This is a genomic window from Vibrio sp. 1457 (assembly GCF_033340195.1).
Classification (GTDB): domain Bacteria; phylum Pseudomonadota; class Gammaproteobacteria; order Enterobacterales; family Vibrionaceae; genus Vibrio; species Vibrio alginolyticus.
The window spans coordinates 322,927-335,144 of sequence record NZ_JAWOWA010000003.1 but is presented as its reverse complement, the minus strand read 5'-3'; the positions used below and the strand labels follow the sequence as shown (position 1 = coordinate 335,144).

Genomic DNA, 12,218 nt, shown 5'->3' with positions numbered 1-12,218 from the left:
TCCTCAACTTAAAGCACTCGACTCAATTTTGTTTCAGTCGGATTGAGTTGGTTATTTAGACTGAATTTTCTCTCTAATTTAGAGATCTATGGATAGTTAAGGGGCAAGGAATGTTTTCGTTTCTGGTCAAGCGCCTGTTTCAGGCACTGATAGTGATGTTTGTGATCAGTTTGGTGGCGTTTGCCATTCAGGACAACCTGGGTGATCCGCTGCGTGAGCTTGTAGGTCAGTCGGTTTCGGAATCGGAGCGTCAAGCGCTACGCGACGACTTAGGCCTGAACGATCCCTTTATCACAAAGTATACGCGCTTTGTGGGTAATGCACTGCAAGGTGATTTGGGTACCTCATATTTTTTCAAGCGACCTGCGGTTGAGGTGATTCTCGACAAGCTGGTGGCTACATTAGAGCTCGTGTTTGGCGCGACGCTTATCATCATTGTTTTCTCTATTCCGCTTGGGGTGTACTCTGCGATTCATCCTAAGAGTGTTTTTACCAAATTTGTCATGGCGATGAGCAGTGTCGGTATCTCGATTCCGGTGTTCTTAACCGCAATCATGCTGATGTATGTCTTCTCCATAGAACTCGGTTGGCTGCCTTCCTACGGGCGGGGCGAGACCGCTAATGTGCTCGGTTGGGAATCTGGCTTCTTTACCATTGATGGTATCAAGCACCTCATCCTACCTTGTATTGCGCTAGCGTCTATCATGTTGCCGTTGTTCATCCGCTTGGTGCGTTCAGAAATGCTGGAAGTTCTGAGTTCGGAATACATTAAGTTCGCCAAAGCAAAAGGTTTGAACTTACAAAAGATTTATTACCAACATGCACTTAAGAACACCATGCTACCAGTATTGACAGTAGGTGGTGTGCAGATTGGTACCATGGTGGCCTACACCATTCTTACTGAAACCGTGTTCCAATGGCCGGGCACTGGCTTCCTTTTCCTAGAGGCAATCAACCGTGTAGATACACCGCTGATCACTGCCTACGTTATCTTTGTTGGTCTGATCTTCGTGGTAACCAATACCATCGTTGACTTGCTGTACGGCATCATCAACCCAACTGTGAACCTAACTGGAAAAGGAGCTTAATCATGAGCCAATCAAATTTAACACCAGCTCCTGCTCCATCAGCGTGGCAGCGTTTCAAAGAGTCAGATTTTCTGTATTACTTCAAACGCGACAAAGTGGCGATGGCGAGTTTTACCGTCTTTATGATGTTCTTAGTATTGGCATTGGCTGCACCGATTCTTGCGCCAACAGACCCGTACGATCTGACGTCTATCGACATCATGGATTCTGAGTTGCCACCTTCGTGGATGGAAGATGGCGATGAGCGTTTTGTTCTTGGTACTGATGAGCAAGGCCGTGATATTTTATCGACCATTCTTTACGGTTCTCGTTTGTCTTTGACGATCGGCTTTTTAGCCGTCGGTCTTCAGTTGATTCTGGGTATCATCATTGGTTTGTCGGCGGGTTACTTCGGTGGTCGTATCGATAGCTTCTTGATGCGCTTTGCGGATGTTCAACTATCGTTCTCGACCATGATGGTGGCGATCATCGTCTCTGCAATCTTTAAAGCCAGCTTTGGCAGTGATTTTTACAGCCAATATGCGGTGGTCATGCTGGTGGTGATCATCGGTGTGGCAGAATGGCCGCAATACGCACGGACTATTCGTGCCTCGGTATTGGCAGAGAAGAAGAAAGAATACGTCGAAGCGGCGCGTGTGATGGGCTTTAAAGCTCCGCGAATCATGTTCCGTCACATTCTGCCAAACTGTCTATCGCCAATCTTGGTTATCTCGACGGTACAGGTAGCGAACGCGATCATGTCGGAAGCGGCGCTGTCATTCCTAGGTTTGGGTCTGCCAGTCGATCAGCCGTCACTGGGTGCGCTAATCAGCATCGGCTTTAACTACATCTTCTCTGGTGCATGGTGGATTACTGCTTTCCCTGGCATCGTGCTAGTAACATTGGTTTTGGTTATCAACCTGTTGGGCGACTGGCTACGTGATGTATTCAACCCGAAACTGTACAAAGGATAAGAATTTTCCCACCAAGCGTTGTAAATTCACTTAATTCCTTCCTAAACTGAGAGCCGGATGCAAATTCCGGCTCTTTTTTTGCTAGTTATTCTTTGTTCACATTTTTTTGGCGCTTTTCCGCCATGATGACCTTACCCACTAATTTAGAGTGAAGTGTATGGAAATGAAGAAGGCCCAACGCCCATCTAACGTCTTCCAAGCAAGCCTGGCTTTGGGTTTGTTGCTGGTATGCGCCCAGTTTTCTAATCCAGTTGAGGCGGAGGAGTTCCTTTGCCAAGCCACTCAAGCCAGCGAGAAAGAATTACCGATGCTTGAGAAAACGTGCCCAATTGGTAACGGAGTATGGGGAAAGAAAGTGCCGCAGGGGGGCAACTACCTTTACTGGATTCAATGCGGATTGCTACCCAAGCCTATGTCTCTCGCGAAAGCTAAGCCTCTCTATAGTAAAATCACGACCGACGTATGGATGAAGCCTGAATCCAGAGGCTATCGCTGTTTGATTGGACCTTACAAGGCATTGTCTGATGCGAGGGATGACTTACGAGGAGTCAAAACCTTGTCGAATTACAAAGAGGCGTTCATCCGAGTAGTTGGGAAAGGGACGAAGCAACCAGTAACACCACCTACACCTAAATCTACTGTATCGTCGAAATCAGCCGCATCTTCGGTTAAGCCAACACCGATGGTGACCCCGAAACCCGCACCAGTTCCTGCAGTGCGATCTGATACCGACGCCTTTAAAGCGCGGGCAGAGAAGCCAGATACCAAGGCAAAAAGTTCACGTGATAGCTCTTCGTCTACGCCTGTTGCTAAGACCAAAGCGAAGCCAATTGTCACTGGAAATGATGACATTGAAGTTCGGTTGAGAACTTCAGTACAGGGCAAAACGTACGTGGTCCCATATTTACTCGATCACCATAATCAGTTTTACATGGAACATGGTAAGCCGTGGAACCGCCTCAACTACGAAAACTCGCACAAAGTATGTCAGCAACTGGGTATGAACTTAGCTAACCCTGCAGAGTTTAAAGCGCTGAGGGCGTCTGGGGTGATGGAAAAAAATCAATGGCCACTGCAACTGCCGTATTGGGGCAAAGATAAGAAAGGTTTGTTCGCCGATCGTGAGCCCAATCAGCTCACCGGAACCTCATTATTGAACGTGGTGTGCGTGAAATAACGACTCAGATATTGCGGTCAAAATATAGAAGAAAGCCCCGAGTTCGGGGCTTTTTTGCGGTCTCAAATATTATCGCTATTTGAGTGGCGTTTCTTTGTGACAGTTAGAGCAGATATACACTTCTTTGATGCCGACCAATCGTTCCCAAAATGTTCTGCGTCTTCTACGCAAATGCACGCTATCACAGCAAGGGTTAACGATGGTTGCTTTAGTCATCATCACCAGGCTCCAAAATCGGTAGTGAACTCGCGATGCTTGTCATGGCTTCTTTGCTGTTAGAGTACAGACCATATTCCGGTGCGGATTCATGACCGTTTTGTTCTTTACTCCAACGAATACCAATATAAAAGTCACCAAAATCGCGGTTGATGTAACGATGACGAGTTTTGTAATCTGACTCTGAGCCTGTTTCTTCTAGAATCAGCAGTTCACGGTCTTCATCATTCTGGATTTCCCAATTACCTGGAGTTTGGAATCCTGTTGGCATGAACGAAGTGTAGTTGTAAGTATCAGTGTCGTATTCGTACGCACCTGACGAGTATTTCAGGACTGTGTCGTCGCCTGTGCCATTACTTTCTACCATCAAGTCATGCTCTAACGTGCCGTGTTTGATGTGTTCTGCAACCGAAAGTGATTCTGCAAATGGGGTATTGCTTGAGTCCATCCAGAACAGCTCATCATCTGAGATTTTAACGATCATTTGAGTGCCGTTATGCTCGGTTTTGTGCTGGTACAACATTTCATACTCGTCGCCGTAGCTGTTGTATAGCTTACCGTCTTTCAGCTCAACGTCGTTACAGTCTTTATTGTTGTATTCCGTGTAACCAGTTTGTTGGTCCAGATCGGCAAGAATGGCGTAAGCATCGTGTTCCCATGTGTCTTTTAGGAAGTCACTGATGTTCGCTTTGTACTCTTGATTCATCTCATCGTGGTTTGAACCCCAGCAGAATAGTAGGCCTTCAGAATCTTGCATCAGCATGGCGTAGCCGATTTCACCGTCTTTTTGAGCGAAGCTACCCATTTTCCATTCTTGACCGTTGAAGTGCTCGTGAGTGAAGCCCAAAGTCGGTACTACTGGTGGTGGCGTGACGCCTTCGATAACCGTTGGCATGCTGAGCGCAATTTGTACCGCGGTATGGCCATCTGTTGCGCTAATCGCCAGTACTGCTCCAGCTTCACCTGCTTTTGTTGGTGTGCCTTTAATGGTGATAATTGCATTACCATCCTCAGATACTGTTAAACCTTCAATGTCTACATAGTCCGCTGAGTAGTCGGTAATTTGACCGTCTTTATCTTGGAACAAACCAGAAATATCGAGTGTTTGTTCAAACACTTCACCTTGTTGTAGGTACCAACCATCAACGATGGACTGCAGACGCGCTTGTTCTGTTTCTACAACCATTGGTGGTAAGTTTGCCGATTCGATTTCGAACTGAAATACGGTGCTTACCGTACCCAAAACCTTACCTGACGAATCAATGTCTTGCGCCGTTAGAACAATCTCAAAATCACCAGCTTTCTCTACGATTGCAGTTGGATGTAGAACAATCAGGTTGCCAGTTTGCACAACTTCAATGCCTGTGCCTGCAAAGCTGTGCGTCAGTTTGGTTGTCACAAGGTTTTGGTCTTTGTCTGCAAATAGACCTTCAATGTCTAGCTCTAAGCCATCAAAGTCCACGCCTTGTACGATTTTTGGTAGTTTTTCTAGCTTATCTTTAGCTGCCTTTTCGACGATTTTGTTTATGGTTAGCTTGTTATTAACTACCGTTTCAGGTGCTAAGGTGTCGCTGTCTGGGGTCGCGTCAGTGATGATTGGACGTAGATTTGGGTCATTGATGTTTTCGCCAGATGCAACAAGACGTTCCACTTCTTGGTTTGCCGCTTGAGCAAACTCCGTGGCTTTTTTCTCGTAGTTCGTTGGGTTTTGTGCTTTCGAGTCGGTCAGAATCTGAGCGGTTTTATGTAGTTCGGCGTTTTTTGTCGCACCTTCAACAAAATCACTGTACAGATCAATTGGTGCTTCTTCTGAGCCTCCTAGCGCTTGGTTTACTTTCGCTTTCGCATCTTCTTCACTAATGGCTGGATCTTTTGCCATTTCAATCGCCACAAGATCCGTGATAGGTGAAATCACGTTTGACGATGTTGGTGCACGGAATACGATTTCGTGCGCCATAGCTTGGCCTGGATGATCCATATCAACCGTGTATTTGCCAGCGTACTCTTTCGCATCCAAGGCGATGAGCTGTTTCTGCTTTGAACCGTTTGGTGTGATGGTCTGTAGCGCTAGAGTGCTTTCTGGTTTTGCATCCAATTTCAGTTGACCTTTCTCATCGGTCAGACCAAGGAATGTTTCTTGAGTGTCCCATTGGCCGTTGTTGTTCGTATCTTCAAAAACAACGGCATGCTTGAAGTAGCCGTCAAAACCTGTGATCACAACGCCGTCGTTAGCACTGTTTGAACCACCATCTGAACCGCCACAGCCTGTAAGAGCGATAGCCACTGACGCTGCTAGTAAACTCACCTTATTCATTATTTATTTGTCCTTGTTTCGTTTCCGAATGAGAAAGTCGCTTTTTTTATTATTTTTTTCTTTATATCTCACTAGTGAGATATAAGAGAGTGGTGTCTTTTTAATGACTATTGAGCTTAGGTTCAAGACACGAAAATCCGCACAAAACCCGTAAAATTTATTTCTATTTTTTGTCTATGGTGGAAAATTGATAATTTGATCACGGTTCCAGTTTTGTTTTTGGGATGATTGTTTTGTCAAAATAACCATCTGTAAATAAAGGTTTATTGGGTTTTGGTAAGGGCTGGGGCGTGATAAATCATGTTGATCTTAAACTCCTCAACGCGATCAGCAAATTGAGGGTGAGGTTTAAGCACATAACTGTAGACTTCGCCTGGAATGAATATGTCGTAATCTGTGTATTCAAGGTTGTAAAACATAAATGTTCGTTGCCAGTAATCATCTGGCCATTCAGCACAATGTATTGGAGTTACGCCGTCAAAATCCATTGAACTAGAGATAATATCGGCAAACTCGCCTCGCCCAGCTACGATAGAGCTGTACCAGTAAAATAAATAATCATGACAAAAGAGGTCATGTTGATTTGATTTCATATTGAGATCAGAGTCCAGTTTGTGCACTGGTTCGTTACCCTGAACACTTCTATCAAATATGTAGTTGCTAGCAGTCCCGTTTATGTAACCTCCTCCTGAAATTGGGAAGAGGTAGTCAAACGACGTTCCTTGATATTCGTACTCGCCAGTGTGGACATTGATGCGCTTTTCCATGGACTGCTTGTTCTTTTGCATGGTATAGCTTTCGAATTGTTTACCATCAAACACGGTGGTGAAGTAGTTCCGAGTATCTTCATGAACCTGAGATGGGTATTCTTTTTTGATGGTCCAAATTTGGCGTACACCTTGGACATAAACGATCAACGAGTCATCACTGATTTTGTACTTGCCCACTTTTTTCAAGTCTCCCTTTTCAGGACACTGGCGTTTGTTGTGTGAGGCGGCATAACTTACTTCGCTCCCCTCAAACTGAAAGGCCTCGCAATACACCACTTCATACGCGTACGCGATACCTGCAAGATTTTGTGTCGTCTCTAGGCGATAAACTACATCGCCAACTAACGAGTGTTCTGTGTCATTTTGATCGGGTGTGATAACGGGTAACTCAAAGCGCGTTGTGACCCATGCATGATCGTTATTACCGTGATAATCATCGCGCGCTGCTACCGCCAAATATGTGGTGGTTTTTATTTCCTCAGGCGCTCCTTGCACCATCATTTGTCCTTGGTTGAGGACTCTTAACCCATTGGCGTTTTCAAGCCAAATCTGAGTGGTGAGGAGATCGCCATCTGGGTCTTCAAAAAGCTGGTTAAGGTTGAGCGAATAACTCACCGGAGAGTTTTGTTTCAGCTCCCAAGCATAAATAATGGTTTGTAGCTGCTGTTCCACAGTGAGGTTGATGATGGGTTTATTATTCTCTGATGGGTCCTCTTGTGGTCGGCTGTTCTTATCACCCAATGCTGACTCGTAAAACGTGTTGTCTTCTGTGGTATGAAATGGATTCGTAACAGGGCCTGGTTGTCCTAAAAGGGCGGAGTTAAATGCGTCATCTCCCGCTTTTTTATGAGTGCGATCCAACGCAGAACCTGTCAACGCTTGCTTTACTTCAACTAAAGATGTGCGCTCATATTGACGATGTGCTTGCTGGGTTGACTTGTCGGCGTTGTCTGACGAGCCTTCCACAGATGCCAAATTGTGTTTGTTTGAAATGAAGTAAATACCGAACAAACCGACACATACTGCGCCGATTATCCAAAGCTTTTTGTTCATGATTACGTGTGCGCCATTCGTGATTGTAGCCAACTGCGAGAGAATTTGAGGTCTTTCTCTATCAGGCTTGCGCTGCATTCGAGTAGCTCACTGATTTCTTGGTTTTTCATGCCCATTAAATACTTGAGTTTGAGTGCGCTCGATTGGCGTGGATAGCGGCTACTGAAACTATCCAGAGCTTTATCCATGATAATCAATTGCTCGAAACGATCTTCTTCATCTCTCATCAATGTAATGTGTTGACGCTTTTGTGCTTGGTGCGAGCGTGCGTTGTCGATCAAAATTTGACGCATCACTTTGGCGGCCATCAAAAAGAAATCGCGCTTTGTTTCAATTTCACTCATGTCGCAGTTGGACATTTTCAGGTAAGCATCATGAATTAATGCCGTGGTGCTGTTGACGCTGTCTGCCAGTACTTTGTTGTCGGTGCCGTACTTTTCTGCATTTCGTTCACGCTCATGTTGGGCGATCTTACGCAACTGTAAATAAGCAAACTGATAGAGCTCGCTCTCAGCTCGTTTATCACCAGATTGCCATTGTTGAATGATTTGTGTCAGTGCTACTGCTGTTGTCATGGTTATACATCCTCGCTCACTTTGACAAATTCAGAAATGGTGTGGGTTTCAATGCGATCGGAACCGTCTTGGTTGCGCAGAACATTTTGTTGATAGCGATATAAAATGCCTTGCTCCCAAGTTGCACCAGCTGGCAAGTATTCCCAGGTGGTGTAATTGATTTCAGATGGGGTTGTTGACCAACGTACCATGACGTTCATTTGCGCGAGTTCGGCTTTGGGGGCGCTATTGTTGACCCACCACATGTCGGCAAATTCGCGGGTAACATCTTGGGTGTACAGGCTTGTATCGGTTGGGCAGGTGTCCGTATTTTGCGGCAGTCGCATGACTTGTTGATGGCGCATCAATAGGCACGATTGTGTCATGGACTGTTGGTGGTATTCGGTTTGCTGCCACACGCCGAGGTAGTCAATGTCGTGTTCGCTAGTATTGGGATACGTAAACCAGAGCATTTCTGTGCGGTTATTGTGTTGGATGTTTTTTTTACGCCCGAGACCTTGTACTTTTTCCATCAATAACTCGGTGCTCGGATCAAAATTGAGGGCAACGGAGCGGTACTTCCAGTCGCCTTCATCATCGAAGTCTTCGAGAGAGAAGCCATTCAAGTCGTTGCGGGTGCACCCTGTGATTGAACAACCAACAATATTAAACCAATCCGCAAACTTGCTTATCGGTTCGACGACATCTTCCGTGATAGGGCGCTTCATCGAGAGGAAGCAGCCTTGAAAATGGTCGCCAATGCTTGGGTGTTCAATCAATGAGTCTTTGGTGATGGTGAATCGAGTTTCACCAATAGGAGGACGATATTTGGGATGATGCTGATAGCGTAGATCGTAAGAACAAGCGCGGCCTTGCCAATCCTTCTTTTTGATGACGATGTTTTTGAACGTCACGTCGCGAGGTTCAAAAATGATCTCATCAGAGGAAAAGTTTTTTTCAATGTACTGCTGGCTTTCGTTTAGGTGCTCAATCGCCTCATTGACAGATACCCAATCGAGATTGAGGTAGCGTTTAGCGTCATCCAGGTAATTGAGATCAAGGCCTTTGAGCTGGCTTTGAAAGTGAGGATCAGACAGCACACGGTTTGCTAGGACAATTTCCTCACGATTCTCAGGCGTGCTGTCGAGAGAAAGCAGCAGACGCGTCATATTGATGCTGCGGCTAGGTTTGGTTGTCGCCATCGTCGGCGTCAGCACTTCTTGGCTTGATAAGGTCGTCAGCAGATAACCTTTATCATCGTTACCAAGGAAGAAGCTAATTACATCACCGGGTTGGTAATGAAATGCTCCTTGCTGAGTGACGCCAGTGATATTGGAACTGGTTTTGTAATACAGGCCAGTCACTGGGGCGTCGATAAAGTAGCCTTGCTTCAAGGTTGAAGCTGGTGGGTGTGAAGTGGCAACTGAAACGTCTGCTGCCAACGTGGACGTAGCCGTCAATGCAGACAGCCAAAATACCACTGAACGTGTATACATCTTGTTTTAAGCCTTATTGGTTGGTGCTGTTCTTAGACGCACAATTTGGCTGACAACTCATTGGTGTAGTTAGGTGCTTCTCTGGCACCGGTGTCATCATCGCCAACAACATTTTTTGTTTTATATGTTTGGGGATATCTGGGTTAGAGAGTATCCGCCTTCGTGTTAACTCCATCATGGAGTTCACTGAGAGATGTTCGACATTTTGCCCCTTCGCGTGGAAGATGAGGCGAGTCATTTCGTACATCATATCTTCTGCAATCTTCTTCTCTTGTTGCAGCTGGATATTCTTTTGCATCATGGCGCTGCCAAATAACACACCAGAGAGCACAATGATGCCTGACAATACCGAAGCAAGGGGACGTCGCTGTACCAAGCGAAAGGCGCTATACAATGGCCAGTTTTTTTTCTGCTCGATTGGACGGCGTTCGATAATTCGTTCGATATCAATGCGCAATGCTCTAACATTGGTATATCGCATTTGAGTGGCAGGACGCGTTGCGCGTCTTATCACCCAGTAAGCATCAGACCAAATTGTTGGTGATGGAAACATCAAAGCGAGAATTTTGCCCAAGGAGTACACGTCGCTTTGCTCTGTTAGAACCAGTCCTGCTTGCTGCTCTGGGCTGGCAAAATTTTGGCTAAACGCAATCAGCGCTGAGGGTGAATCTTCTCGGTTGGAGTGCGCTTTTTGAGTCAAGTTGAAGTCAAGCAGCTTGGGACGCTTGCTACGATCAATCAGTATATTTTCTGGTTTTAGATCGGCATGCAAAACCTGGTGCTGGTGGGCGTGCTCCATCGCCTGGCAGATCTGCTTAAACAACAGCAGCTTCTCCGTTTTTTCTAGCTTATTTTCAGATAGATACTCATCCAAAGTTTGACCAAACACCCGCTCCATCACGATGTAAACCGAATCTTGATGGAGACCGCCGTCAAACACTTTCGCGATGTAAGGATGGTTTAGACGCGCGAGAAGTTGAGCTTCATCGAAGAGTGCGCGTTGCCCTAACACATTGCTCAAATTGCTTTGAATAAACTTGATAGCCAGATCTTGCTCGAACGTTTCATCTGCACGTAGAGCTGCGTATACGACACCCATGCCACCACGCCCCAACTCATGAGTTAGGCGGTACTTACTGATGATTTCTCCGCTTAGATCGACGTCTTGGTTCGTAGCCTGATGAGCACCAAAATAAAGTAACTGCGTTAGTTGTTCTTCCGGTGTCTCGTCGGCTAAAAGAGGAACGAGTTGTCGATACAGCTCAGGTTGACTTCGTTGCAATGCTTGGAGGTATTGCTGCTTTTGGGAGTCGTCCAGATCAAGCAGGTGGTAGTAAATCTGGGTTTCGCTAGAGCCTAACTGCACTGTGACTAATGTCTTATTCTTTTAGGTACGGCATTTTATAAGAACTTTGATATAAATGTCATTTATTTATTCGGTTTTGATTCACAATCCATGAAACGCAATTTGATGGCTAGTGGAGTAATAACGTCATGATTTTGCGAATTATTTTTACTGAGCTTGTCGGCAGAGAGTCTATTCGTCATAATGTTACTTGTAACATTACTGATAAATCACATATTTATGGCTCAACAGAATAAGAAAACTCGTACGACATTGCAGGATGTCGCAGACCAGGTTGGCGTCACGAAGATGACCGTTTCACGCTACATGCGTAACCCTGAATCGGTGGCGGAAAAGACTCGGGCCAAGATTGCGACTGCGATTGAAGAGATGGGTTACATCGAAAACCGTGCACCGGCGATGTTGTCAAAGTCCTCCAGTAAAGCCATTGGTATTTTACTGCCGTCTTTGTCCAACCAAATTTTTGCTTCCTTTGTTCAGGGCATAGAGATGGTGACCAAAGCCAATGGCTATGAGACGCTTTTAGCGCATTTTAGCTACGATGAGCTTGAAGAAGAGCGCAAGATCGCGTCATTACTCTCTTATCAAGTCGATGGGCTTATTCTAACTGAAAGCCATCACACGCCGCGTACATTACAGATGATCAAAAATGCGGGCATTCCGGTGGTCGAAACCATGGAACTGCCATCGGAGCCGATTGATATGGCGGTTGGACTCGATCATGAAGATGCGTCGTACACCGTGGTTAAGCAGATGCTAGATACGGGGAAGCGTACAATCGTCTATTTTGGCGCGCGTCTGGATACGCGAACCAAATTGCGGATGCAAGGTTACGATCGCGCGATGACAGAAGCAGGGCTAGAACCCAAACATGTATTAACTGGTGATCATTCTAGTTTTTCTTTAGCGCATGATTTGCTCGAACGCGCACTGGAAACGCACCCAACGCTCGATGGGGTGTTCTGTACCAACGATGACATCGCAATTGGCACCATGCTGAGTGCGCAGCAACGTGGCATTCAAGTTCCACAGCAATTGGCAGTGGCGGGCTATAACGCGCTGGATATCGGTCAAACTATCAGCCCGAAACTGATCAGCGTTGATACGCCGCGTTTCCAAATTGGTGTAAAGAGCGCAGAGCTATTAATTGCGCGCCTGAAAGGCGAAACGCAAGAAGAAAAAGTCTTCGATATGGGGTATCAGATCACGTCGGGAGAGAGTGTTTAACTAA

Annotated in this window: 9 protein-coding genes; 4 read left to right on the top strand and 5 right to left on the bottom strand. The window is 45.9% G+C overall.

Features of this window, described 5'->3' with window-relative positions; all coding sequences use genetic code 11:
• The first annotated feature begins 110 nt into the window (after nt 1-110).
• From R7Z41_RS05185 to R7Z41_RS05175, 3 genes are all read left to right on the top strand, one after another.
• Nucleotides 111-1,088 (top strand): ABC transporter permease, encoded by a 978-nt coding sequence (locus R7Z41_RS05185; protein ID WP_005379110.1) that lies wholly within the window; start codon nt 111-113, stop codon nt 1,086-1,088.
• Nucleotides 1,089-1,090: 2 nt separating this feature from the next.
• Nucleotides 1,091-2,041: an ABC transporter permease gene (locus R7Z41_RS05180; protein WP_005384239.1), complete on the top strand. Its 951-nt coding sequence runs from the start codon at nt 1,091-1,093 to the stop codon at nt 2,039-2,041.
• A 157-nt stretch (nt 2,042-2,198) separates the two neighbouring features.
• Entirely contained in the window at nt 2,199-3,218 is a 1,020-nt protein-coding gene (locus R7Z41_RS05175; protein ID WP_065274987.1) for an SPOR domain-containing protein, read from the top strand.
• A gap of 208 nt (nt 3,219-3,426) precedes the next feature.
• On the opposite strand, the gene R7Z41_RS05170 is transcribed toward R7Z41_RS05175, so the two are convergent.
• From R7Z41_RS05170 to R7Z41_RS05150, 5 genes are all read right to left on the bottom strand, one after another.
• Nucleotides 3,427-5,748 (bottom strand): acid phosphatase, encoded by a 2,322-nt coding sequence (locus tag R7Z41_RS05170; RefSeq protein ID WP_065274988.1) that lies wholly within the window; start codon nt 5,746-5,748, stop codon nt 3,427-3,429.
• A gap of 263 nt (nt 5,749-6,011) precedes the next feature.
• Entirely contained in the window at nt 6,012-7,571 is a 1,560-nt protein-coding gene (locus tag R7Z41_RS05165) for a hypothetical protein (protein WP_065274989.1), read from the bottom strand.
• Nucleotides 7,572-7,573: 2 nt separating this feature from the next.
• The gene (locus R7Z41_RS05160; protein WP_065274990.1) at nt 7,574-8,146 is read right to left on the bottom strand and encodes a sigma-70 family RNA polymerase sigma factor; all 573 of its coding nucleotides are present in this window, start codon (nt 8,144-8,146) and stop codon (nt 7,574-7,576) included.
• Between the two features lie 2 nt (nt 8,147-8,148).
• Nucleotides 8,149-9,621 (bottom strand): chromosome partitioning protein ParA, encoded by a 1,473-nt coding sequence (locus R7Z41_RS05155; protein ID WP_065274991.1) that lies wholly within the window; start codon nt 9,619-9,621, stop codon nt 8,149-8,151.
• Between the two features lie 13 nt (nt 9,622-9,634).
• Nucleotides 9,635-10,987, bottom strand: coding sequence for a serine/threonine-protein kinase (locus tag R7Z41_RS05150; protein WP_054575415.1), 1,353 nt, complete (start codon nt 10,985-10,987; stop codon nt 9,635-9,637).
• A gap of 219 nt (nt 10,988-11,206) precedes the next feature.
• Between R7Z41_RS05150 and R7Z41_RS05145 the strand changes: the two genes are divergently transcribed.
• Nucleotides 11,207-12,214 (top strand): substrate-binding domain-containing protein, encoded by a 1,008-nt coding sequence (locus tag R7Z41_RS05145; protein ID WP_047103689.1) that lies wholly within the window; start codon nt 11,207-11,209, stop codon nt 12,212-12,214.
• Nucleotides 12,215-12,218: the final 4 nt, after the last annotated feature.

Bases quoted from the DNA above. Each gene is read 5' to 3' on its own strand.
- R7Z41_RS05185 (WP_005379110.1), top strand. From the start codon at position 111: ATGTTTTCGTTTCTGGTCAAGCGCCTGTTTCAGGCACTGATAGTGATG.
- R7Z41_RS05180 (WP_005384239.1), top strand. From the start codon at position 1,091: ATGAGCCAATCAAATTTAACACCAGCTCCTGCTCCATCAGCGTGGCAG.
- R7Z41_RS05175 (WP_065274987.1), top strand. From the start codon at position 2,199: ATGGAAATGAAGAAGGCCCAACGCCCATCTAACGTCTTCCAAGCAAGC.
- R7Z41_RS05170 (WP_065274988.1), bottom strand. From the start codon at position 5,748: ATGAATAAGGTGAGTTTACTAGCAGCGTCAGTGGCTATCGCTCTTACA.
- R7Z41_RS05165 (WP_065274989.1), bottom strand. From the start codon at position 7,571: ATGAACAAAAAGCTTTGGATAATCGGCGCAGTATGTGTCGGTTTGTTC.
- R7Z41_RS05160 (WP_065274990.1), bottom strand. From the start codon at position 8,146: ATGACAACAGCAGTAGCACTGACACAAATCATTCAACAATGGCAATCT.
- R7Z41_RS05155 (WP_065274991.1), bottom strand. From the start codon at position 9,621: ATGTATACACGTTCAGTGGTATTTTGGCTGTCTGCATTGACGGCTACG.
- R7Z41_RS05145 (WP_047103689.1), top strand. From the start codon at position 11,207: ATGGCTCAACAGAATAAGAAAACTCGTACGACATTGCAGGATGTCGCA.